The organism is Acetobacterium sp. (genome assembly GCF_039830195.1).
GTDB lineage: Bacteria > Bacillota > Clostridia > Eubacteriales > Eubacteriaceae > Acetobacterium.
Map to the genome: position 1 here is coordinate 38,260 of NZ_JBDODG010000001.1, position 24,259 is coordinate 62,518.

Here is a 24,259-nt window from a genome sequence, read left to right on the forward strand (position 1 = left end):
TCGTGGGGCTCAGTCTATTTTATAAGTGAGCTGATAGGTTTTAGAAAGGGTATGCTCATCAGCAGAACTGATGTTGTCGGAACTTTTTTCGACTGAAAAAAACAGTACTGACTTGTAAGGGTGACAGATAATCTCGGAGTTGATGTTAAGCGGAGCAGTGAGTTGGAGCGAATTCTTTCCGCTGGCATCCATAATCCAGATCGATTCTGTCTGAATATCAGAATCAGGCGTTGACTGGGTAAAGACAATCCGTTCACCGTTTGGAGTAAAGCGGGCCGATCCATAATTACCGGTAGCCACACCGCTTGAATTTGTTGAACTGGTATTCCAGGTGCGAATCGTTTGGGAATCGCTGTTGTTTTTGATAAAGACGACCTGATTCGTCAAATCGTTAATTTCAAAACTATTGACATTTTCAGCGATCAGGGTAGAAGACAATTCAGCCGAATCATCCGTAATTTTTGCATAATAAAGGTTTGTTCGCTCTTCATTTTGGGGGGCAGTAGCAATGAATACAAAGCCCGTTTCTTTATCAATATAGTCAACGGCGAGGATATTGTAGTTGTTAAGAACTTTATAAACCTGTCGATTGCCTTCGCTGTTTGCCATTACAATTTGATTATTATTATTGGCATAGACTACCTGTCCGGAATTACCAATACCAAAGTGTTGAACAACATTTTCTTCCGGCAGGGAAATGACCCGGGTGGTATTCTGGTTTACATCCGACCAGATAATCTGGCTGCCCACGCTACCAGTTATCGGATCTATCAGCTTTTCGGCATAATAGATGCCGGTGTCAAAGGTATCATAAAGAGCGCTTAATGCTTTTTTGTCAGAATTCACAAATGAAGACAATTGCATGGTCTCGGTATTATAAGTATCAATATTATAGGTGGTGCCAAAGGTAAAAAGGATCAGATTATTTCCGCTTTTGGTAATGTCCTGAACGATTCCCGGGGAAGCCATGGTATAAGATTGGATACTGACTTGCTGTAGCGATGGATTATTTGCGATTGGATTGTCACGCAAAACAACGGGGACGTTGGTTGGGATAAACAGATTCTGACAACCGCTACTGATAAACAGGGTTAAGAGAATGAAACAAAAGAAAAGCACCCTATTTTGTGTTTTTTTCATCTGTATCACCTCCATAAATCAAGACCGATAGAATGGGCAGGGTGACAATAATGTTGGTACCTTCGCCAACCTGACTGACAATGTCTATTTTTCCGTCGTGTTTTTCGACAATTTGTTTAACAATATAAAGACCCAGTCCTGAACCGCCTTCATCATAGCCCCGGGAGCGATCCTCTTCAACCCGATAAAAAGCGTTAAAAATTCGCTTTTGCTCGATTTCTGAAATACCTGGTCCATAATCCCGGATCGAGACAACGATATGATTATCCTCGATGGCTGAAATAACATCAATAATATCTCCGCGGTTTGAATATTTGATGGCATTATGGATAATGTTGATAAATACCTGCTGAAGCCGGTCGTAATCGCCAAGAATCTCGGGGAGTTCCTCGGACACATAGTTAATTTCGACGTCGTTCTGACTGGCCTTAATCTGCATTTGTTCAACCACTTCGGATAGCAACAGAACAATATTCAGGTTTGTTTTGCGGAAATCAAACTCGGCTTTGTCAAACTTGTTTACATTTAAAAGATTATCAACCAGCCGTAACAGTCGGTGACCTTCCCGGTTGATGGTGTTCAGGGAGCGGTTGAGAATTTCAGGATCTGCTACCTGTCGGCGGGTGAGCATATCAGTATAACCGATAATGGTGGTTAATGGGGTGCGCAACTCATGGGAAACACTACTGATGAATTTTCGCTGTTCTTCCTGAATATGTCGTGCTGCTGTCATGTTACGGATGATGATCATGTAGTTTTCTTCAAAACCTTTTTCCCGGATGGGACTGCCAATCAGCAGCAGATTCCGGTTGTTACAGTCAATTTCTTCTGAGATGTGGTCTTTGCCGTTTTTGAGACTATCAAAAATATCACGTAAAAATGATTGATATTGAAAGTCGTAGATGGTTTTGGGATTGCTGACATTAAAATAAGTTTTAATATAGCTGTTTGAGGTGATGATATTACCGTTTTTATCAATCGCCAGCAGCCCATCATCAATCGAAGCCAGAACCCCGGCAAGCCGCTTTCTTTCGGATTCCAGCTGTAGGATAACATTGTTGATATTGGTGACCATACCATTAAAAGCATGGGTCAAATCGCCGATTTCATCGGTGTGCTTATAGTATATGGTTAAATTATAATTACCGTTATTAATTTCTTTGGAGATTTTTGTCAGATCTTTAATTGGCTGAAAAAAGTGTTTGGCAAAAGACATGGTGACGAAGACCAGAACCATCAGGCCAATGAGTCCACCGATCACAAAAAGGATGCCGGCAACATGTAAAAAAGTGTCCATTTCGTGCATCGAATAAACAAAGCCAATGTATCCAACGACGGTATTATCAATGGTAACCGGGGCGGTGAAATATGCCATACTGGCATCGTTAATCGATTTTAAAGTAAATACCGGGGCATTCTCAGCCAGTGAAAGGTCAAGTTCGGTTTTAAGGGTATTATTAAACGCGGTTTCTTCCACCGAGTCAGCAATCTGATTCCCCACGGTATCAAAAAGCATGACTCGATGGTTTTCATTTTCGGAGATGCTTTTTACAAGATACAGACTATTAGCGTTGAATCTGTTCTTAAGGGAATCGGAACTCTGGACATTCTTCAATTCCTGGCTGATAAATAAGGTGGAGTCCTGGGCTGTTTTCTGCAAGATATCTTTTGTTTGATTGATATAGTAGTAGGAGGTTCCCTGAAAAACACAAAATACAACAATCAAAAATGCAAAAGCAAAAAGCAGGATGTTGTATAAGATCATTCGAACCCGATAGCTTAGTTGCATTAAAGTTTCCTCATCTTATATCCAATTCCAAAAACAGTCTGGATGTATTTATTGCCCTGGGTGTCAATTTTACGGCGAATTCGTTGAACATGCATATCAACAGTTCGGGTATCCCCGTAATAATCATATCCCCAGATTTTTTCCAACAGGGTATCCCGGGGAAAAACCTGCTCCAAATTGGAAGCCAGCAAAAAGAGTAATTCAAATTCTTTGGGGGTGAGATGGATTTCTTTGCCGTCCAGCAGGACCATCCGCTCATCGGCATAAATGCTCAAGTCGCCATTTTTAAGCAGTGACTCCTGTTTTTGGGGCTCAATGGTAATGTTTGAACGTCTCAGGTGGGCCTTGATTCGGGCTAAAAGCTCGCGGTTGTCAAAGGGTTTGGTCAGGTAATCATCTGCTCCCAGCTCCAGTCCCAAAACCTTATCAATAATATCGGTTTTGGCGGTTAACAGGATAATGGGAACACCCAATTGAGGCGAAAGCTCCCGGCAGACATCATAACCGTTTTTCTTTGGCAGCATAATATCCAGCACAATCAGATCCGGGCGAATCGCCAACGCTTTTTCGACGGCTTCGACGCCATCACTGGCAGTTTCAACCTGATAACCTTCAAATTCCAGTTCCAGTTTTATTAAATCAACAATCGACGCTTCATCATCGACAACGAGTATTTTTTCATTCATTTTCGTACCTGCTTTCTTAACGTTACTATAATAAAAAACCATTAATAATAGTTTAAAACCACAGATTTAATTGTTCCTTGTTTTGGATGGCTCCCAACACCCGATCATCCAGATCCGGCATGGTTTTGCGAAGGTTTTTAATCATCTTTTTGATATCTTCCCGCTTGGTATAGCCATTGGCGGGACAGGTGCTGTGGATCACGGGCAGCGCTTTCATTTCCGGGTCGCCGATGATGTCCCGTTCCTTAACAAAAATTAAGGGACGGATCAGGGTGATGTCTTTTCGATCCAGATAGGTAACCGGCGAAAAAGTGTTAATTCGCCCTTCGTAGAACAGGCTGAGAAAAAAAGTCTCAATGGCATCGTCGGCATGATGGCCCAGCGCAATGGTTCGGCATCCCCGCTCAATAGCCAGATCATGAAGGGTGCCGCGTTTCATTCGGGCACAGAGTGAGCAGGGATTTTTTTCCTGTCGTTCCTCAAAAACGATTGGGCCAATTAAGGTTTTTTTGATGGTGTAGGGAATCTCGAGTTTAGCACACAAATCGACCAAAGGGGTCAGATCCATGCCGCCAAAGCCCATGTCCAGGGTAATTCCTTCCAGTTCAAAAGGAACCGGGGAAAAGTACTGAAAGCGTTTCATGGCAAACAGCAGAGCCGTGCTGTCTTTACCGCCGGACAGACCCACGGCAATACGGTCTCCGGGTTTAATCATTTGATATTTTTCAACCCCCCGGCGAAGGGGGCCAAGAATTTTTTTCATTGAGTTCTCCTGTTTTTATCATGATGCCGAATGAAACCGTCCTTTAACCGACGCTTGTCAAAATCATTCATAAAAGGTACAATATACTTTTAATGGCATTCTATAGTCATTCTAACACTTAATTGGAGAGATTAAAAGGAGATTTGTTTATATGCAACAGGCAATTATTAATTTTTTGGCATTTTTGCCGGATTGGTTGGAGATTATTGTTGTTTCTGCCATTCCGGTTGTTGAACTGAGAGGTGCCATCCCCCTGGCAATTCTGGCCTATGATATGCCCTATTTACAGGCATATTTTCTGGGGGTATTAGGAAGCATTATCCCGGCACCGCTTATCCTGATGTTTATTCCGGCTATCCTGAAATGGATGTCGGGTACAAAAGTATTCGGAAAGATGGCCAACTGGATTATTGCAAAAGGAATGAAAAAATCGGATAAATTGACCCAGTATGAGTTTTGGGGTTTGTTTCTTTTTGTGGCCATTCCCTTGCCGGGAACAGGGGTTTGGACAGGCTGTCTGGCGGCATCGCTGATCGGACTGGACTTTAAACACAGTATGATCTCCGTTGCATTGGGATCGGCAACGGCGGGCATTATTGTCACGGCACTGGTGGCAGGCGGTCTGTCTTTATTTTAGATAATAGGAGTAGTAATGGCACTATCACAGCGTTTTTATCAGGAAAACAGAAATAAATTGGCGGGTCAACTGAAAAGCAACAGCCTTACCATTCTATTTTCAGGCCGGGAAATAGAAATGACGGAAGATGCGAACTATCCTTTTTTTGCCAACAATAATTTTTATTATCTAACCGGCATCCGCGCACCAGAGGTGGTGCTTGTCCTGACAAAAGATCATCATGACGAGCTGTCCTGGCAACTCTTCATCGAGGAGGCTGATCCGCTGAAAGAAAAATGGGTGGGTAAAAAGATCAGCCGCGATGAGGCAAAAGCGGTTTCGGGCATTGATGAAGTCTATTATATCAAAGATCTGCCCCAGGAGATTACCCGGGCAGGATCGGTTCAATCATTGTATTTTGATTTTAAAGCCCCGAAACATCAGAGTTTTAAAACCGAAGACGAAGGGCTTCAAAAGATCTTAAAGCAATGCGAAGTAAAGGACCTTCACCCTATTTTGGCAGCGCTGCGGCTGATTAAAACCCCGGAAGAAATCAATGCGATTGGCAGAGCCAATGCGGTGACAAAACAAGGCATCAGCGAATTGCAGGCATTAATCAAACCAGGCACCTATGAATACGAACTGGCAGCTTTTTTTGAGTATTTTGTAAAAAAAGCAGGAACTGAGGGATTGGCCTTTGAAACCATTGTTGCGTCGGGAAAGAATGCCACCGTTCTGCATTATGTATCCAATCGTTGTCCCTTGAAGTCAGGCGATCTGGTTCTTTTTGACCTGGGCGCCAGAGTGGATGGCTACTGCGGCGACATCAGCCGAACCTTTGCGGTTAACGGGGAAATGACAGCCCCGCAGGAAAAACTCTATGAAATTGTCGATGGAGTTCAAAAGGAAATGTTCAAAGCCTACAAACCGGGAGCAGTGATGAAAGATCTGCAGAATCTGACGAAGGAGCTATTCCTGGAAAAATGCTGCAGTGCCGGCTTTGTTCCTGCTAATAACGATATTACCGAATTTTATTATCATGGGATTGGCCACCCGCTGGGTTTGGATACCCATGATCTGCGGCCGACCGGTGACCTGATTTTGGCACCAGGTATGGTGATGACGGTTGAACCAGGTCTCTATCTGGAAAAGTTGGGCATCGGCATCCGGATTGAAGATGATGTGGTGATTACCGACCACGGCTGTACGGTCTTATAGTGGCTTTCAAACATCATTGGAGGATTGATCCAGAGCATGCTTGCAGAAAACTTTAGTCTGGAATAAAATGCTTGACAAAGAAAATAATGATGTGTATGATTTAGAAAAAGTAATTGAATATTTACCTATCCAGAGAGGTGGAGGGACAGGCCCGATGAAACCCGGCAACCAGCATACGCATGGTGCCAATACCTGCGATATTTTTCGCAATGATGGGATTTAATGTAGAACATTAGCCTCGTCGTTAGACGAGGCTTTTTTCGTGATTAAGGTTATCAGGTAAATGGACATTACGCTATTAAAAAGGAGAACACAATGAAAAAATTATTTACCTCAGAATCGGTGACTGAAGGCCATCCAGATAAAATTTGTGACCAGATTTCTGATGCCGTTCTGGATGCGATTTTCGAACAGGATCCAATGGCTCGAGTGGCCTGCGAAACCCTGGTTACAACCGGGCTGGTACTGGTTGCTGGCGAGATTACCACATCCTGTTATGTCGACATTCCTAAGTTGGTAAGAGAAACAGTTCGAGAAATTGGTTATGACCGCGCAAAATATGGTTTTGACTGCGATACCTGTTCCGTGATCACTGCGATTGATGAACAATCTGCCGATATTGCCATGGGCGTGGATGAAGGCCTGGAATCCCGAAAAGGTGAAGCGAGTGAAGCGGATCTGGCTACCGGAGCCGGCGATCAGGGGATGATGTTTGGTTTTGCCTGCAATGAAACCCCAGAATTAATGCCGTTACCGATTTCTTTGGCTCATCAGCTGGCCAAACGACTGACGGATATCCGTAAAGAAAAAATCGTTGATTATTTACGTCCGGACGGAAAAACCCAGGTAACCGTGGAGTATGATGATGGGGTGCCCACGCGGATTGATACGGTGGTTATTTCTACTCAACATAGCAGTGAAGTTTCATCAGAAACAATTGAGAAAGATATGATTGAAAAAGTCATCAAGGTCGTAATTGATCCCAAATTGTTGGATGCCGAGACCAAGTACTTTATTAATCCCACCGGTCGTTTTGTCATTGGCGGACCTCAGGGAGATTGCGGTTTAACCGGTCGTAAAATTATTGTCGACACCTATGGTGGCTATGGCCGTCATGGCGGCGGGGCATTTTCGGGAAAAGATCCCACAAAGGTAGACCGATCCGGGGCATATGCAGCCCGACACGTGGCCAAAAATATCGTCGCTGCCGGTCTGGCAGATAAATGTGAAGTGGAATTAGCCTACGCCATCGGTGTAGCCAAACCGGTTTCAATTTATGTGGATACCTTTGGTACCGGAAAAATTGAAGATGATAAGATTATTGCCTTAATTGAAAAACATTTTGATCTTAGACCAGCCGCGATTATTAAGAACCTTGCCTTAAGAGCACCTATTTACAAACAAACCGCGGCGTATGGTCACTTTGGCCGAACCGATGTCGATCTGCCCTGGGAACGACTTGACATGGTAGAAAAACTGAAAAGCAGTTTATAGAATTAATTAAATCAAAAAATCCATCCACCTCATCAATTTTGTTTAGCTAAATGGGGTGCATCGTGGTAAAATAATCTTAAGTATAACTACGATGTATCCCAGCTATAACGCTATAAACTATGTGGAGGAAAAGATGGAAAAATATGTTGAGATTTATAATGCTTTTGGAAAAGACAAACCAGTTGATGAACAACCCCAGTATCACATGAATTGTGCTGAGGTTCTGCTTCGTTCGGCCAATGAAAAATATGACTTAAATCTGCCGCCGGAAAGCTTTCGGATGCTGCAGGGATTTGGGGCCGGATTTTATTCAGAACGGACCTGTGGCGCTTTTTCAGGAGCTTTGGCGGCCCTGGGCGCTCTATACACTGAAGAAAGACCATCAGACCAAGCTAAAATGACGCGAGCAGCAAAGCTTTTAGTCGAAGAATTTGAGAAAGAGTTTGGCAGTCTGGATTGTGATTACATCAAAAAACATCATCGCGATGAAGTAGCCGCCTGTAATCCGGTTAAACTGCGGGCCGGTCAGGTCTTTGATCGGGTGGTTGATGCTCTGGAAAAAGAATAAGGATAAAAATAGCCACAGAAAAAAATTGATGGAGGTTATCATATGAATCAAAGTGAAGCGAAATCCCTGGGCATTGATATGCTGGAACGGTCTTATGGCAAGTGGTGGCTGATGTTGCTGGATGGGTTGTGTTTTATTGCACTAAGCATATTTGCGATATTCTTCAGCAATCATGCCATAACCCTGCTGGTTTTTACTTTTGGTGTTTATCGTGGGATTATGGGAATTATATACATTGTCTCAGCATTGATCATGCGGTATAAATATGATGCCAATATCGGTTTCAGTCTGACAAGGGGAATCTTTGATCTGCTCATTGCTGCTGTTTTTTTACTGGTACCCAATGTGATAGTGGCATTTTTTATCATCATCATCGGCATCTGGTCCATTATTACCGGTATCTTTCTGTTGATTATTTCCGCAAATTCGGGAAAAGTGGGCAGAATTGTTAAAATCGTCATGGGGGTAGCATTGATTGGGTTTGGAATCTACGCCTTTATTAATCCCATGGGTCCGGCAACAATTATCGTGATGATTGTTGGTATTGCTTTTGGCATATTTGGTCTGTTCTTGGTGATCCAGTCGATTGGAATGAAACGAACTTATACCGAAATAAAAAAAGTCAAAAGAGGCTATGAGGATTATCATATTGAGTAAAGAGATTAAATAATAGCATGAACCATTGAGCAGCTCCGGTGAAGAATCGGAGCTGCTTTTTTTGATAAATAACAAATGAGCGGAGCTTTATCGATGGTCCTTCACTTTGCTGCGGCAATGGGTCTCGATAAACGCTAGGGCAGTTTCAGTTCCATTTTCCTGATCGATCATGGCTTTCAGTTCATGCGCTTTTGATTGAACGGTCTCTTCATCAAATTGAATGAAGCGTTGGATCAGCGCTCGTGTCGTGACCTGGGGTTCCTTCAGCGGTTTTAGGGCATACCCCTGTTGATAGAGGCGGTTGGCCCAGAAGGGTTGATCCACCGAAAAGGGGATAATCAGCTGTGGTTTGCCGCTCTTGATGGCTGCTGCCATGGTTCCCACGCCGCCATGATGGACGATGCCTTTGCCATGTGGAAACAACAGTGAATGGGGCGCGGCAGCGATGGTCAGCAGATTCTCATCCTCATCAAAGCGAAAGCCGCTGTTGCCCGATAAAAGGATGCCCCGCTGATGGGTGGCATGAAGGGCTTCCTGCAGGCAGTTTTTAAATTGTTCCGGAGCTTTAAGGGGCATACTGCTAAACGAGATAATAATCGGTGCTGGACCTGAGTTTAAAAACGCAGTTAAGGTGGAATCAAGATGCTCGGCTTGGGAATCAAGATAAAAAAAGCCCGGCGTTAGAACCCGACCCTCCCAGCTTGTTACTTCTGGAAATAAGGCCTTGCTGATGGGATAAATAATCGGGATGACTTGACCATTCAGGGAAAAGGTGTAGAGTCCGCTTTTACGTTTGGGTAGATGCAAGGTTTTTTCTCTGAAATCATTGACCTCATTGATGCTTGACCGCTCGGCTTGAGCGATCACCGAATAGGTCCAGAGATTCAATCGCTTGCCGAGATTTTTGGTCGGGGAGATGGCCAGGTTGGGAAATTCATCAATCGGAAAGGTAATCGGCACCGGGGGGATGCTGATACAGGGAATGTCGAGAGCCTCGGCAATATCCGGAGCGCCGAAAGCCTTGGGATGATAGAGGATCACATCAGCCCCCAGGGCAGCCTCATAGAACTGATCGAGGGTTTGTCGAAAGACTGGATTGACCACCTCGTCCAGATATTTTTTGGTGCGAAATGGATGTTGAAGCGCATGTTTGAAAACCATTTGTCCTTCCTCGGTTTCCAGCATCGCCATCAGATCACTGGCAGCTTCTTTAAATTCGATTCCGGCTTCTTCAATGAACGGCTTAAAAGTTTTTCCGGTACAGATGACGGCCTGATGACCTTTTTCCAGCGCTTTTTGTGCCAGGGCGACAAAAGGTTGAACATCACCACGGGTTCCCAGGGTTAAGATTGAAATTTTCATTAATGGCTCATCTCCTCTTTTCAGTTTGCAATTAAATCCATTTAGTTATGATACTTTTTTTACCCTGATTTTTCAAGATTAATAAGGCTACCGGTAATAAATGAATTACACGACGAAAAAAAATTTCAAATCTTCTTTATTTTATCTAGATATGTTATAATAATCAATTGCAAAGAAGTTACGTGAAACATCAATTAATAGGAACATGAGGTAAAAATGAATAAAAAACCAGAACTGCTGGCACCGGCCGGAACAATGGAAGCGGTCACTGCGGCCATTAACGGCGGGGCGGATGCGGTGTATTTTGGTGGCAAATCCTTTAATGCCCGTCGCAATGCTGAGAACATGACGGATGAAGAAATAAAAGAGGCGGTCACGCTTTGTCATCAGCATCGGGTAAAAGTATATGTCACCTTGAATATATTAATAAAAAATAGTGAAATGAGCGAATTAGTCAATACCCTTAATTTTCTGAAAACTCTTAATCTGGATGGCCTGATTGTACAGGATATGGGATTAATCTATTTGCTCCGTCATTATTTTCCCGAATTCAAACTCCAGACCAGCACCCAGGCTTCTGTTTATGGTGTGGAAGGGGTACTGTTTTTCCAGGAACTTGGTTTTTCCCGGGTGGTGCTGCCTCGAGAAATGCCATTAACCCAGGTAGCTGAAATTAAGAAAAAAACCAAGGTTGAATTAAAAATATTTACTCATGGAGCCTTGTGCTACGCCTATTCCGGCCAATGTCTGATGAGCAGTATGATTGGTGGTCGTAGCGGCAACCGGGGTCTCTGTGCTCAACCTTGTCGCAAGAATTACCGGCTGTTTGATGAGAACAATCGACTGGTTCAGGAAGGCTATCTCCTCAGTCCCAAGGACTTAAATACGTTGGACGACCTGGAGACAATCATCGCTTCGGGTGTGGACTCCTTAAAAATTGAAGGCCGGATGAAAACACCGGAATACGTTTATGGGATCACCCGGGCTTATCGGGAAGGCATCGATGCTGCTGCCGGGGATAAGATTACCAAAACTGTTGATAATCAGGCCGTTATGCAGGTGTTTAACCGGGATTTCACCAGGGGTCATCTTTTTAATGAAGCGGATCTCCTCAATGCCCAGGTGGGCAAGAACCGGGGCGTTTTAATTGGCCAGGTTGTCAGCCTTGCTAAAACCGCTAAAAACCAGAATCATAAAAGTGCCTATCAGCCTCTGGGGATTCGTCTCAATGAGGATGCCCAGCTTCATGTCGGGGATGGTTTATCTTTTGGTGAGGATGGCAAAATGGGGACCAAGGTGGATGCAATTTTCACCCCGGCAGGCCGCCGGCTGGAACAAGGCCTTGGTGGCGAAACCGTGGCTATTCCCTGTCGATATGGGGTTTCACCAGGGACGCCGCTTTATAAAAATCTCGATAAAAATTTAATGGATAGCCTTAAACAACTTGGTTCCCAATCGCTTGATCAACCAGGCGCCGCAGTGAATTTTAAACTGCTCCTCAAGCTGGGAAAACCGGCAGCAATAGCAGCTTTCAGCCAGGGGTATGCGGTCAATTATATAGCCGCTTTCGGTCCCGAAGTACCGCTGAAAAATGCCATTGATGAAGCGATGGTCCGGGAGCAGATTTCCCGGATCGGCGGCACCGGTTATGAACTGGGTACCATTTCCATGGAGTTGGATGATCAGGTGTTTCTATCCCGCAGCCAGTTAAACACGCTGCGCAAAGAAGTATTGATTAAACTGGCAGAGGCTCTGGCTGACGCTGAAAAAAACGCCGGAAGTACGCATGAGTTAAATCAGGCCATTACGATTGTGCCGCTGGAGAAAGAGCTGGCGGGTCAATCAGAACGATTTAAAAAACGGCAATTAGCAGACTCGAAAAAACGGGTTTCATTGGCATTCGAAAAAATGCCGGATAGCCAGTTTTTAACGCTCCTGGATGGACTGAGTCTGGATCAGGTCGTGCTGCCATTGCTTGGGGAGGGTGTCGCGGAAAAGGCCGCCCTCTTAAAGGATCTGGGAATCGCAGTGCTACTGAAGACACCTAAAATAATGGATGACGAATTAACTAAAAAAGTACGTCGCTTAATAACCCAAGAGATGAATCAGGATGGCTTTTTAATTGGCAATTATGAAGCCCTGCATCTGCTAAATAAAACATCATCTTATTTAGAGGCTGATCAGTCATTTAACCTGTTTAATACCCTGGCAACCAGGGCATTAAAAGAGTGGGGCGTCGGTGGCGGCGTGTTATCACCGGAACTTAATGAAACTGAGCTGAAAGAAATAACCGAGCATTCTGAAATTGCCATGGTTTTACCAGTTTATGGTTCGCAGGAGCTGATGGTCAGCAAAAAATGTCTGTTTGGCTGTAAAAGCTGTCTGGAAAAGAAAAAAGGGACAACCGGTTTGTGCCGTCAGGAAACGACCGGTAAGCTGGTGGATGAGCGTGGGTTTGCTTTCCCGGTAGAACGGGATGACCAGGGACTAATTCATGTCTATAATAGCGATACCTTATTTTTAAGGGAAGAAATCCTGGAACTAAAAGGTGTGGACACCTGGCGAATCCAGCATCACAACGAAAGTATGGAAAAGTTAAGGACCATCATCAGCTATTACAGTCAGGGGATTTATGACAAACATTGGGGTCTTCCCGAAGGGCTTGGAACCGAAGGAACCACCCGGGGAAGTTTTAAACGAGGCGTAAAATAGAGGAGAGAAATAAATACATGGATCAAAGAAGTTTGAAGGTCTTGGAATATCATAAAATATTAAAAAGTCTGGGTGAGCATTGCGTCACCCAGGGTGGGAAGGATCAGGCCAAAAATCTATTGCCGCTGGAAAGCCTGACGGCAGTCAATCGGGGCCTTGATTTAACCAACGAGAGTCTGGGGATGATCCTTCGCAACGGCCGTCCGCCCCTGGCAGATGTGCCCAATACCAGTGATTACGTCAAGCGGGCCGCCATTGGCTCAATGCTGTCGATGAAAGAACTGTTGTCGATTGCCACCCTGCTAAGGATTGCCCGGGATATGGATAATTATTACCATGGTGATACGCAGATGGACACCCTGGTATTACTAAAAGATCTGTTTACTTCGCTGGAAACCTGTGAAGAACTGGAAAAAGAAATCAGCCGAAAAATACTGGGATCGGAAGAAATGGCTGACAACGCCTCCCGGGAACTGTCCCGGATTCGGCGGGAGATGCAGTTTAAATACAAGCGGATCACTGAAAAACTAAGCCATATGATCAGCTCAACCGCCTATGAAAAAATACTCCAGGAAAAAATCGTGACCATCCGGAACAATCGCTATGTTATTCCCGTCAAACAGGAATACCGCAGCCAGGTGCCTGGGATCGTTCTCGATAAGTCAGCCAGTGGCGCGACCCTGTTTATTGAACCGATGGCGGTGGTGGAACTGAACAACGATATCAAAATTCTGGTCACCGAAGAAGAACAGGAAATTGTCCGGATTCTCAAAGATCTCACCGAAAAGGTGGCGAATCAGCGGGATGAAATTATCTGCAATTATGATGTGCTGGTGGATCTGGATTTTCAGTTTGGCAAAGGCAAGTATGGTCTGACTATCAATGGTGTCCGCACCAGTGTCACCGAAACCGGCGTGATTGAGCTGTTACGGGCCAAGCATCCGCTGATTCCCGAAGATCAGGTCGTCGCCTCGGATATTTATTTTGAAGCAGGCATTGACACCATGGTTATCACCGGGCCAAATACCGGTGGGAAAACGGTCTCCTTAAAAACCATCGGCCTGTTGAACCTGATGGTGCAGTCCGGGCTTTTTGTCCCGGTTCGGGAAGGCAGTAAAACCCGGATTTTTGCCGATATCTTTGCGGATATCGGGGATGAACAAAGCATTGAGCAAAGCCTCAGTACCTTTTCTTCGCATATGACCAATATCGTTGAGATTATGAACAAAGCGGATCATAACTCACTGGTGTTATTTGACGAACTGGGCGCCGGCACGGACCCCACCGAAGGGGCCGCTCTGGCTATATCGATACTTAATGCCCTGCATCTGCGCAAGGTAACCAGTGTATCCACCACCCATTACAGCGAGCTTAAGGAGTATGCCCTGGTCACTCCGGGGGTGGTCAATGCCAGTGTCGAATTTGATGTCAAAACGCTAAGACCGACCTATCGCCTGTTAATTGGGGTGCCGGGAAAATCCAATGCCTTTGAAATTGCGATGCGATTGGGGCTTGGTGAGGATGTCATTGAAAATGCCCGGGAGTTGATCAAGAACGAAGCCATCCGCTTTGAAGAAACGCTGATAAAAATTGATGAAAAGCGTCGCCGCACCGAAGCGGAACATGATGCCATTATTCGCCTGAAGCAGGAAACCGAAGCCCTGAAACGACAAATGGATCAGGAAAAGCAGAAGTTTGCGGACGAACAAAAAGCGCTGCTCCAAAAAGCTCAGGAAGAAGCGATGGAAATCGTTAAGAAAACCCGGGCTGAAACTGAAGAAATTTACCGGGAAATCAGGACTATTCAGGAGACCACGACCAACGCGGTCAAAGATAATAAAGAATTGGAAGCGATTCGCAAGCGTATTAAAGAAAAAGAAAAAAATCTCTATCAATTTGGCAGCCGACCCAAAGATTATCAGGGGGCGGCTCTGGAAATGGACGATCTCAGTGTTGGGATGAAGGTTTATATCAATAGCCTGCGCCGGGAAGGGGAGGTTATAAACCTGTTGCCCAATGAAAATAAAGCCATGGTTCAGGCGGAGATGATTAAACTGAAGGTAGACGTCGGTGACCTGAGTGTCTCAACGGCGCTGGCCAAGCCGGAAGAGAAAAAGGTCACCTATAAAAAGGTCGATCGGCACGTGATGGATACCAAGCTCGATCTCCGGGGGAAAAATGGCGAAGAATCGCTGTATCTGGTCGATAAGATGATCGGTGATGCGATGCTTTCAGGCAACAAGCAGATTGTGATTGTCCACGGCAAGGGCACCGGCAGGCTCCGGGAGATTATTCATGAATACTTAAAAGGAAACCCCCTAATCGAAGATTTTCGTCTGGGCGCCATGAACGAAGGCGGCTCCGGGGTGACCATCGTGACGTTATAAAAGAGCGTTATCTGCTCCAGAAGAGCAGGGATCACCAGAGCAGATGAGGCGATAGATAAGCAGACACGGAGATTAAAAAAATAATCTTGTAAATTTACAGCACCCATAATACAATTAATGGGAAAATTTCACGGATAAACTGAATTTGGAAATTTTGGAGGAAACATGATTTTATCGGATAAGACCATTTATAAATATCTGGAAAGCGGTGAGTTGGTCATCGACCCACTGGAACAGGGCCAGGTGCAGCCAGCCTCGGTGGATATTCGCCTGGGCAGTAGTTTTTTAAAGCTGGATGAAAATAATTTTGAGATGATGACGCTGACGGATGAAATTAAGTATATTTCGATGGAAGCGGATGAGATCATTATTCCATCCAACTCTTTCCTTTTGGCAACCACCATGGAATATATCAAGCTGCCCTGCAATCTGACCGCCTTTGTCGAAGGCCGTAGCTCGATTGGTCGGATGGGGTTATTTATTCAGAATGCCGGCTGGGTGGACCCGGGCTTTGAAGGGGAGATCACCCTGGAACTTTACAATGCCAACCGCCTGCCAATTAAACTGGAAAAGGGCCGGCGGATCTGCCAGCTGGTTTTTGCCCAAATGGATGATATGGCCTTAAACCCCTATCAGGGAAAATATCAGGGACAGCGTTCGGCCGTCGGGAGTCGCGTTTTTCTGGATGAGGAATGCTGATCCGAAGTGTTAAAGCGGTCCTATGAGAGAAGGAACAAAATAATGAAAGAAATTTATTTAGATAACGCAGCAACCACCAGGGTTCATCCCCAGGTTGCTGAAAAAATGATGGATGCCCTGGTGAACAACTATGGGAATCCTTCATCCCTCCACCGCCTGGGGATTCGCGCTGAACAAGCGATCAAGGAAGTCCGGGAATTAATCGCCAAGAATCTGAACTGCCAGAACCAGGAAATCTATTTTACCTCCGGTGGAACCGAAGGTAATAATCTGATTATCCAGGGGGTGGTGGAAAATAAAAAGCGCAACCGGATGCGGATTATCACCTCGGCCATTGAACACCCATCGGTGCTGGATGTGTTTACCTTTTATGAAAACCACCAGATCGAGGTAATTGTTTTAGGAGTGGATACCCAGGGGCATATTCGTTTGGATGAGCTGGAAGCGGCCATGAACGAGGATACCATTCTGATCAGCATTATGGGCGTGAACAATGAGCTGGGAACGATTCAGGATCTGAAGGCGATTGGCAAAATTGTTAAGGCGGTTAATCCCAAATGCGTTTTTCATGCTGATTTTGTTCAGGGCTTTATGAAAATCCCCATGAATGTGCAGTCTAGCCTGCTCGATGCCGCGACCCTGTCCGGACATAAGATTTTTGGGCCCAAAGGCGTGGGCGCCGTTTATATTAAAAAAGGGACTGACATTAAACCCCTGCTACGGGGTGGCGGTCAGGAAAACAACATGCGCTCGGGGACTGAAAACGTCCCGGGGATTGTTGGTTTTGGCGAAGCCATCCGTTTACGGAAAGACTCATTTAGTGACGAGTTTGAAGCGATCCGCAGCCTGCGTACTGCCTTTATCAACGAATTGGAAGCAAAAATCGATGATATCAAAATAAATGGCGATCCCAACGGCAGCCCCTATGTGCTGAATGTTTCCTTTAACCGGGTGCGGGGCGAGGTGCTACTGCACAGCCTTGAAGCCAAGGGGATTTTTGTGTCCACCGGGTCAGCCTGTTCGTCCCATAAAAAGGAGAAGCAGTATGTCCTCAAAGCGATCGGGCTGGCCGAAGAATACAAAGAAGGAACCATTCGCATCAGCTTTTCAAAAGATATCACCAAAGATGATGTGGAGACCGCAGTGGCCGCCATTGCCCAGGCCGTAAACAGCTTGAGACTTTTGGTTAAACCAAACAAAAATAGATGACAGGAGCAAAAAAATAATGGAACATGTTATATTGGTTCGATACGGGGAGATAGCCCTGAAAGGGTTGAACCGTAATTTTTTTATCGAATTACTGGCAAAAAATATCCGGAATACTCTGCGCAGTGTACCATCGGCGAAGGTAAAAAAAATACAGGGGCGCTTGATCGTTAATGTCAGTGATGAAGATCTGAACCGGGCCATGGAGCGGGTGCAAAAAGTATTCGGCATCGTTTCCATCAGTCCGGCCATTGTTATTGAAAGTGATATTGCTGTGATTGAAGAAAATGCCATTGAGCAGGTGCGATCCGCCGAGGACATCAAAACCTTTAAGATCACCGCCAAGCGGGGCGATAAAACCTTCCCAATTAAATCACCGGATCTATGCTGCCGGTTGGGTGAAGTAATACTGGATAACGTCCCGGGTATCACCGTGGATATCCACAACCCGGATTTAAATCTGTGGGTGGAAGTTCGCGAACAAACCTATATGTACCACGAATTTATTCCCTGCAACGGCGGGTTGCCGGTGGGCTGCAGTGGCAAAGGGGCCTTGCTGTTATCCGGCGGCATTGACAGTCCGGTGGCTGGTTATCTGATGGCCAAGCGGGGGGTCGAAGTCATTGGCGTTTATTTCCACAGCTTCCCCTTCACTAGTGACCGGACCAAGGAAAAGGTCATCGATCTGGCCAAGATTATGAGTCAGTATTGCGGCAAAATCAAACTGTTTGTGGTGCCCTTTACCGAGATCCAGACTAAGATTGTCGAAATGTGCCCGGATCGACAAACCACCATAATCATGCGACGCTATATGATGCGGATTGCCGAAATGATTGCCAACAATGAAGGGGCCAAGGCTATGATTACCGGGGAAAGCCTGGGTCAGGTTGCCAGCCAGACTATGGAAGGCCTGGCAGCTACCAATGCGGTGGCCGAAATGCCAGTGTTCAGACCGCTGATCGGTTTTGATAAAACCGAAATTGTCAAGATCGCCGAAACCATCGGCACCTTTGAAACCTCGATTCTGCCTTACGAAGATTGTTGTACCATTTTCGTACCCAAGCATCCGGAAACCAGACCAAAAGTTTCGGAAATGCTGCGTTCCGAAGAAAAAATTGCGGAAATGATGGTAGAGATGATGGCCACCGCCGTGGCCGAATCTGAAGTTGTCACACTCTAGGGGGAAACTTTAACTCCCGTACCGACCAATTGTCGGTACTACGTTAGCCCTTTGTCTATAACATAAAACCAGGCAATCATTTTGCCTGGTTTTTGTGTTATAATAAGACGTTCGATTTATCATTTTAGGAATTATTTTACAAATCATTATATTAAAATAGAAGGAAAAAATAATGGCAGATAATAAAAGTGGCATTCGCCAAAGCTATATAAAAGAACTGGATGACCTGGTTGGCTATGAAATGGAAAACCAGGTTCTTTTGGATGAAACTATTCTAGAGATCATGAAACGATTGACCCTGGCAACAAAGCGGGAAGTGCTGATCTGCACCAACGAAAAAAACCGCGTCCAATGGGTTAATATCGGCGATGCCGCCACCGTCAATATTGGCAATGCGGAAATGCTGTATCACGTTAAGGCGCTAAATAAATACCGGGTGATCCATACCCATCCCGGCGGCAATCCACGGTTATCCGACGAGGATTTTTCAGCAGCAAAAAAACAGAACCTTCAGTGTATCATTGCTATTGGCGTCGATGAAAAAATACCGACCAGCTTTAGCATCGGTGTGCCAGTGGTTGAAGAAGCGACGATGGAATACGGACAGGCACTATTTAAAACCCTCAAGGAACTGAACAAGTTTCCGCTGGAGCATTACATTCTTTTAGCAGATCGGTTTATTAAAGACGATCCCAACAATAAGTTTGATTCCGAAGATGAAGAGGAACGGGCCTTACTGATTGGTCTGGATCTGCCCGGGAATAAGGGCGTAGAGCTGGTTGACTCCATGGAAGAATTGCGGCAACTGGTAAAAACTGCCGGGGGAACGGTGCTGGAACAGGTCTGTCAGGCCAGAAGCCAGATTGACACTACTTTTTATGTGGGCAAGGGCAAGCTGCAGGAACTGATCAAGGTGATTCAAAATAACGACATCAATCTGATTGTCGCCAATGATGAACTCAATTCCCGACAGATTGCCAACATCGAAGCGGCTACCGGAACCAAAACAGTGGATCGAACCACCATTATTTTGGATATTTTTGCCCGCCATGCCAAAACCAAAGAAGGTAAGCTGCAGGTGGAACTGGCCCAGCAGAAATACCGGATGAGTCACCTGAAAGGGCTGGGGATTGTGATGTCCCGAACCGGTGGCGGCATCGGGACCCGCGGGCCCGGTGAAAAGAAACTGGAAACCGATCGACGTCATATCCGCAAACAGTTAGAAGAACTGGAAGCCCGGATTGAGCGGATCAATAAAAGTAATCAGCTCAATGCCGTGCAGCGGGAAAAAAATAAAGTTAAAACGGTCGGCTTAATTGGCTATACCAACTCCGGCAAAAGCACCCTGTTTAACAAACTGACCCAAAGCGAGGTGGTGACCAAAGATGGTCTCTTTATCACGTTAGATTCGACCCTGCGAAAGGTTGATCCGGAACATGGAGATTATTTGGCCTCGGATACCGTCGGTTTTATTGATAAGTTACCCCATGATTTAATTAAGGCTTTCAAGACCACCCTGATGGAAGTGGAAACAGCGGATCTGCTGCTCCATGTGGTGGATGTGTCCAACCATAATTACGAAGCTCAAATCACTGTGGTTAATCAGGTGCTGGCGGATATCGGAGCGGGCAACAAAAAAGTGATGATGATCTATAATAAAATCGATAAGCTGACCCCGGAAGACCGGGAAGCCTTTGTCCTTAAAAATCAGCAGGCCGTCGATGAGCTGACACTGTATATTTCCGCTAAAGAAGGGCTGGGAGTTGATGTCCTGTTTGAAACCGTCGATCGGGTGCTGATCGGAGAAAAACGGCAAATCAAGCTGCTAATCCCCTATGATGATAATAAATCGCTGGCACTTTTGCATGAAATGAAGGTGGTTCAGGAAATTGATTACCAGGCCGAAGGCAATTTGGTGACCATTGAGATGACCGATGATTTTCCGATCCATCTTTTTGAGAAGTATCAGGTGACAGAGGTATAAGTGTGGAAGATTATAAAACGGTATTAATTCCGGATGAAACCGAGCTCGAAATCAAGAAGTCCCGCTTTATCAATCTGGTTTTTCATATTGAAGCCGAGGCAGAAGCGGAAGCGATTCTGACCGAAATCCGCAAAAAGCATTATAAGGCTACCCATGTCTGTTGGGCCTATGTGCTCAATACCAACCCCCGCCGCCAAAAAGCCAGCGATGACGGTGAACCTTCCGGTACCGCTGGTAAACCGATGCTGGAGGTCATTGATCACCGGGAGCTCAAGGATGTGCTGGTGGTGGTGATTCGCTATTTTGGCGGTATCAAGCTGGGCACTGGTGGTTTGATCCGGGCCTATGGTGGCGGTGCCAGCGATGTTCTTAATCATTGTACCGTGATTAAGAAACAGTTTTCTGATCAATTGCAGGTGACGGTGAGTTACTCCAGTTATGGGGGCCTGAGTAATGGTTTATTGGAAAGGGATGTGATTCCAGTGAATGAAGATTTTGGCGAAAATGTGACGCTTTCCTTTCAGATCCCGGTAGCCGAGACAAAAGAATTTTTAGCCTGGGTTGAGGATAAAACCAACGGAACCGCTCAGATCATTCAAGGTGAACAGGCTTTTGTGGACGTGGTGTTGGCTTAAAAACGCAACAGATGCTATATCGTTGTTGTTATAAAGTGAAAGGTTTGGCAGCGGATTCATCGTTAGATAAATAACTAACGAGCGAAACCCTTTACAAAAGCTAAAAAGTTGGATATAATTGCCATAGTAAAAAATTAATGCTGAGTTTTAAATTAGTGTGGATACAATAATGTATTTTAATTTAAAACAGAGAATAAAAATATCGAAGGTTAGCTTTCGGTATTTTTTCTTTTTGGCGATAACTTCATTTGGGAAAAATTTCTGTGGCACTCTAAAGGTTTATTCGTTATAATAGCAAGGCTTGTACGAGCAATCAACCCAGGAAGGACCAATCCATGAAAAAAAACAACCGTGTCGTATTTCTCTTTAAGCTGCTGTTACTGGCTTATTTGGGATTTCTATTTATAATGACCCTCTTACCAGATTCAAGTAACATTACCTATGAGACTACTGTAAACTTGGTACCTTTTACCTCCATTGATAACTTTTTTTACGATATCATGGCCAACGGCTTTATTGACTGGGAATTTTGGGCGACTAAGCCAACAAATCCAACCGAAATTGTTTTATATACCTTTACCGATTCGTTTAAGAACCTGGCCGGCAACATCATCTTATTGATGCCGCTGGGGTTCTTATATCCCTTGTCCAGAAAGAACAAGGTCGGCTTTTTCCATGCGTTTGTGGTAATATTAGGGACAACCTGTGCCATCGAGCTGATTCAGTATTTATTTTTAGCCAGTCGCCGGGCCGATATTGATGATATCATCTTAAATCTGATTGGCGGCTTGATCGGCTATCTGATTTACAAATGGATCGAGTAGAAAATTAAGGGGGAAACATGGCGAAGAAAAAAAGTATTTTTGTCTGTCAGAACTGCGGTTATGATTCACCAAAATGGATGGGCAAATGTCCCGAGTGCGATCAGTGGAATACCATGGTCGAGGAACTGGATCTTGCCAAAATGGGGAGTAAGGAAAATACCCGCGAACGAGGCATTTATTCCCGTCCCAAATCACTGGCAGAGATTACCTATACCGGCGATACCCGGTATCCTACCTGCAACGAAGAGTTTGACCGGGTTCTGGGCGGTGGGATTGTCCCGGGAGGGATGATTTTGCTGGGCGGTGACCCGGGGATCGGCAAGTCAACGCTGCTGCTACAGACCACCGAGGCGCTGGGTAATCAGGGCTATAAGATTCTCTATATTTCCGGTGAAGAATCGGAACAGCAACTAAAAATGCGGGGAGAACGGATGCAGGTTAAATCCGCGAATATTTCCTTTTTATCGGAAATCAATATCCCTTATTTGCTGACCATCATTCTGGAAGAGCGGCCGGATATTGTGATCATCGATTCGATTCAGACCATGTACAGCCCGGATATCACCTCAGCTCCGGGAAGCGTCAGTCAAATCCGCGAAAATACCGGCGCCCTGATGCAATTGGCCAAAAAAGATAATATCTCGATGGTGTTGGTCGGCCATGTTACCAAAGACGGTGCCATTGCTGGACCCCGGGTGCTGGAACACATGGTGGACACCGTGCTTTATTTTGAAGGTGAAAAATATCATGCCTATCGGATTCTGCGAGGCGTCAAAAACCGCTTCGGTTCCACCAATGAGATCGGCATTTTTGAGATGACCGAAAATGGCTTACAGTCGGTGGCCAATCCATCCGAAATGATGCTGGACAGCCGCCCCGAAAATACCTGCGGGTCAGTGGTGGTGCCCTGTATTGAGGGCACCCGGCCGCTGCTGATTGAGCTTCAGGGTCTGGTTTCACCTACCGGATTTGGTAATCCCCGGCGGATGGCCACTGGCATGGATTATAACCGGATGGTATTACTGATGGCGATTATGGAAAAACGGCTGGGGATTCAGATGCAGTCGGTGGATGCTTACATCAATGTGGTGGGTGGCATCAAGGTAGATGAACCGGCTTTAGATCTTGGTGTGATTGCCGTGCTTTATTCCAGCCTTCGGGATTTTCAGATCCCTGGAGATTTGATGATTCTGGGCGAGGTGGGATTAACCGGTGAGGTGCGAAATATTCAGCATATTGAAAAACGACTGATCGAAGGAAAAAAGCTGGGCTTCAAGCGCTGTATTATTCCTAAAGGCAACCAGAAAGGGTTGAAGGTTGCCGGAATAGAGATACTCCCGGTGGATAATATTCGCTCAGCCCTGGACATTTTGCTGTAAAGCACCCGGCGGGTTGAAACAAGTGAATTTGACTGCAGGTTGCCAGCAAAAATTTATCCTTTGATTTCAGGGGAAAACCGTGTATAATTAGGTTATCCCAAAGTGTTCGTTTTTACTTTATTTTTGAACCTACATCAATACTCAGGGAGTCTGATTGTTCGTTGCCAGATGTTAGGCCTCATTATATCAGTGGAAAACAGAAGTCAAAGACAAGACACCCACCTAGCTTTCGCTAGGGCGTCAAAAATGGAGTACGACACATTGGGATAGCACCTAAGGGTGCTTTTTTTGTGGTTGTATTATTTTTTTGTTTTGGTACAATAGGTAAAGCATGTTTGAATTTTGAAGGAGGGCTTATGTACGAATATATGATCGGGAGCTTGGAAGAACAAGCCATGGATTATGTGGTCATTGATCAAAACCGCATGGGATACAAGGTAAAGGTGTCGACCAATACATTAAATGAGTTGCCGGGTCTGCATTCGGAGGTAAAGCTGCATCTTCATCAGGTTATTAAAGAAGACGAGGTTTCGCTTTATGGTTTCGCCACCACCGATGAACGGGAGATTTTTAGAACCATGATCGGGATTTCCGGGATTGGACCTAAAGCTGCCATGGGACTTTTATCCCAGTTTAGCCGTAACGAACTGATTGGACATATTGTCAATGATGATCCTAAAAGCATCGCCAAAGCACCGGGGATCGGTATTAAAACCGCCAGTCGGATTATTCTGGAACTGAAAGATCGCTATAAGAATGTGTCGGTGGGCGACCTGAAGGTGGTTGAGTTGCGCGGGAAAGATGATAATGTCACCCAGGCGGTTAACGGACTGGTGGGATTGGGCTATAGTATTTCGGAAGCTTCCGAAATGGTCTCCCGGGCATTTACTCCGGAGAGTAGTATTGAAGCCCTGATTACCGGTGCGCTCCGCTCCGCTAATCCATTGAAGGGACGGTAGT

The 24,259-nt window shown here is 45.3% G+C and carries 20 protein-coding genes, 1 other RNA gene and 1 riboswitch; of the genes, 16 read left to right on the top strand and 5 right to left on the bottom strand.

Annotation, left to right across the window (positions count from 1 at the left end; genetic code table 11):
* Nucleotides 1-9: 9 nt before the first annotated feature.
* Genes ABGU93_RS00165 through ABGU93_RS00180 form a run of 4 tightly spaced genes read right to left on the bottom strand, consistent with a single transcriptional unit; the run spans nucleotide 10 to nucleotide 4,378 of the window.
* Nucleotides 10-1,140 carry a hypothetical protein gene (locus tag ABGU93_RS00165; protein ID WP_347411485.1) on the bottom strand — a complete coding sequence of 377 codons (1,131 nt, stop codon included), beginning with the start codon at nucleotides 1,138-1,140 and terminating at the stop codon, nucleotides 10-12.
* Nucleotides 1,121-2,929: an ATP-binding protein gene (locus ABGU93_RS00170; RefSeq protein ID WP_347411486.1), complete on the bottom strand. Its 1,809-nt coding sequence runs from the start codon at nucleotides 2,927-2,929 to the stop codon at nucleotides 1,121-1,123. Before ABGU93_RS00170 ends, ABGU93_RS00165 begins: the two co-directional genes overlap by 20 nt.
* Complete coding sequence (locus ABGU93_RS00175) at nucleotides 2,929-3,615, bottom strand: response regulator transcription factor (protein WP_347411487.1); 687 nt, start codon at nucleotides 3,613-3,615, stop codon at nucleotides 2,929-2,931. Before ABGU93_RS00175 ends, ABGU93_RS00170 begins: the two co-directional genes overlap by 1 nt.
* Before the next feature lie 52 nt (nucleotides 3,616-3,667).
* Nucleotides 3,668-4,378: a tRNA 2-thiocytidine biosynthesis TtcA family protein gene (locus ABGU93_RS00180; RefSeq protein ID WP_347411488.1), complete on the bottom strand. Its 711-nt coding sequence runs from the start codon at nucleotides 4,376-4,378 to the stop codon at nucleotides 3,668-3,670.
* A gap of 151 nt (nucleotides 4,379-4,529) precedes the next feature.
* Between ABGU93_RS00180 and ABGU93_RS00185 the strand changes: the two genes are divergently transcribed.
* From ABGU93_RS00185 to ABGU93_RS00205, 5 genes are all read left to right on the top strand, one after another.
* Nucleotides 4,530-5,015, top strand: a complete 486-nt coding sequence (locus tag ABGU93_RS00185) for a small multi-drug export protein (RefSeq protein ID WP_347411489.1) — start codon at nucleotides 4,530-4,532, stop codon at nucleotides 5,013-5,015.
* Nucleotides 5,016-5,030: 15 nt separating this feature from the next.
* Nucleotides 5,031-6,212 carry an aminopeptidase P family protein gene (locus tag ABGU93_RS00190; RefSeq protein ID WP_347411490.1) on the top strand — a complete coding sequence of 394 codons (1,182 nt, stop codon included), beginning with the start codon at nucleotides 5,031-5,033 and terminating at the stop codon, nucleotides 6,210-6,212.
* Between the two features lie 122 nt (nucleotides 6,213-6,334).
* A riboswitch (SAM riboswitch) is annotated at nucleotides 6,335-6,431 on the top strand.
* Nucleotides 6,432-6,527: 96 nt separating this feature from the next.
* Nucleotides 6,528-7,706 carry a methionine adenosyltransferase gene (metK, locus tag ABGU93_RS00195; protein WP_347411491.1) on the top strand — a complete coding sequence of 393 codons (1,179 nt, stop codon included), beginning with the start codon at nucleotides 6,528-6,530 and terminating at the stop codon, nucleotides 7,704-7,706.
* 133 nt (nucleotides 7,707-7,839) lie between these two features.
* On the top strand, nucleotides 7,840-8,274 hold the full coding sequence (locus tag ABGU93_RS00200; RefSeq protein WP_347411492.1) for a C-GCAxxG-C-C family protein: 435 nt from the start codon (nucleotides 7,840-7,842) through the stop codon (nucleotides 8,272-8,274).
* Nucleotides 8,275-8,316: 42 nt separating this feature from the next.
* A complete protein-coding gene (locus ABGU93_RS00205; RefSeq protein ID WP_347411493.1) occupies nucleotides 8,317-8,931 on the top strand; it encodes a DUF308 domain-containing protein in 615 nt (204 codons plus the stop codon).
* A gap of 87 nt (nucleotides 8,932-9,018) precedes the next feature.
* On the opposite strand, the gene ABGU93_RS00210 is transcribed toward ABGU93_RS00205, so the two are convergent.
* Nucleotides 9,019-10,293, bottom strand: a complete 1,275-nt coding sequence (locus ABGU93_RS00210) for a glycosyltransferase (RefSeq protein WP_347411494.1) — start codon at nucleotides 10,291-10,293, stop codon at nucleotides 9,019-9,021.
* Nucleotides 10,294-10,509: 216 nt separating this feature from the next.
* On the opposite strand from ABGU93_RS00210, the gene ABGU93_RS00215 reads away from it, so the two are divergent.
* The 11 genes from ABGU93_RS00215 (at nucleotide 10,510) to ruvA (ending at nucleotide 24,258) form a co-directional block, all read left to right on the top strand.
* Nucleotides 10,510-13,005 carry a U32 family peptidase gene (locus ABGU93_RS00215; RefSeq protein WP_347411495.1) on the top strand — a complete coding sequence of 832 codons (2,496 nt, stop codon included), beginning with the start codon at nucleotides 10,510-10,512 and terminating at the stop codon, nucleotides 13,003-13,005.
* Between the two features lie 17 nt (nucleotides 13,006-13,022).
* Nucleotides 13,023-15,392, top strand: coding sequence for an endonuclease MutS2 (locus tag ABGU93_RS00220; RefSeq protein WP_347411496.1), 2,370 nt, complete (start codon nucleotides 13,023-13,025; stop codon nucleotides 15,390-15,392).
* Between the two features lie 165 nt (nucleotides 15,393-15,557).
* On the top strand, nucleotides 15,558-16,091 hold the full coding sequence (gene dcd / locus ABGU93_RS00225; protein WP_186894404.1) for a dCTP deaminase: 534 nt from the start codon (nucleotides 15,558-15,560) through the stop codon (nucleotides 16,089-16,091).
* A 42-nt stretch (nucleotides 16,092-16,133) separates the two neighbouring features.
* On the top strand, nucleotides 16,134-17,300 hold the full coding sequence (locus ABGU93_RS00230; RefSeq protein WP_347411497.1) for a cysteine desulfurase family protein: 1,167 nt from the start codon (nucleotides 16,134-16,136) through the stop codon (nucleotides 17,298-17,300).
* Between the two features lie 16 nt (nucleotides 17,301-17,316).
* Entirely contained in the window at nucleotides 17,317-18,477 is a 1,161-nt protein-coding gene (gene thiI, locus ABGU93_RS00235; protein ID WP_347411498.1) for a tRNA uracil 4-sulfurtransferase ThiI, read from the top strand.
* A gap of 172 nt (nucleotides 18,478-18,649) precedes the next feature.
* Nucleotides 18,650-20,461 carry a GTPase HflX gene (hflX, locus tag ABGU93_RS00240; RefSeq protein WP_347411499.1) on the top strand — a complete coding sequence of 604 codons (1,812 nt, stop codon included), beginning with the start codon at nucleotides 18,650-18,652 and terminating at the stop codon, nucleotides 20,459-20,461.
* A 2-nt stretch (nucleotides 20,462-20,463) separates the two neighbouring features.
* Complete coding sequence (locus tag ABGU93_RS00245) at nucleotides 20,464-21,096, top strand: YigZ family protein (RefSeq protein WP_347411500.1); 633 nt, start codon at nucleotides 20,464-20,466, stop codon at nucleotides 21,094-21,096.
* Nucleotides 21,097-21,431: 335 nt separating this feature from the next.
* Nucleotides 21,432-21,920 carry a VanZ family protein gene (locus tag ABGU93_RS00250; RefSeq protein ID WP_347411501.1) on the top strand — a complete coding sequence of 163 codons (489 nt, stop codon included), beginning with the start codon at nucleotides 21,432-21,434 and terminating at the stop codon, nucleotides 21,918-21,920.
* A 17-nt stretch (nucleotides 21,921-21,937) separates the two neighbouring features.
* On the top strand, nucleotides 21,938-23,299 hold the full coding sequence (gene radA / locus ABGU93_RS00255; protein WP_347411502.1) for a DNA repair protein RadA: 1,362 nt from the start codon (nucleotides 21,938-21,940) through the stop codon (nucleotides 23,297-23,299).
* 91 nt (nucleotides 23,300-23,390) lie between these two features.
* Nucleotides 23,391-23,571: non-coding RNA, 6S RNA (gene ssrS / locus ABGU93_RS00260), on the top strand.
* A gap of 84 nt (nucleotides 23,572-23,655) precedes the next feature.
* Nucleotides 23,656-24,258, top strand: coding sequence for a Holliday junction branch migration protein RuvA (ruvA, locus tag ABGU93_RS00265; protein WP_347411503.1), 603 nt, complete (start codon nucleotides 23,656-23,658; stop codon nucleotides 24,256-24,258).
* The last annotated feature ends 1 nt before the right edge of the window (nucleotide 24,259 follow it).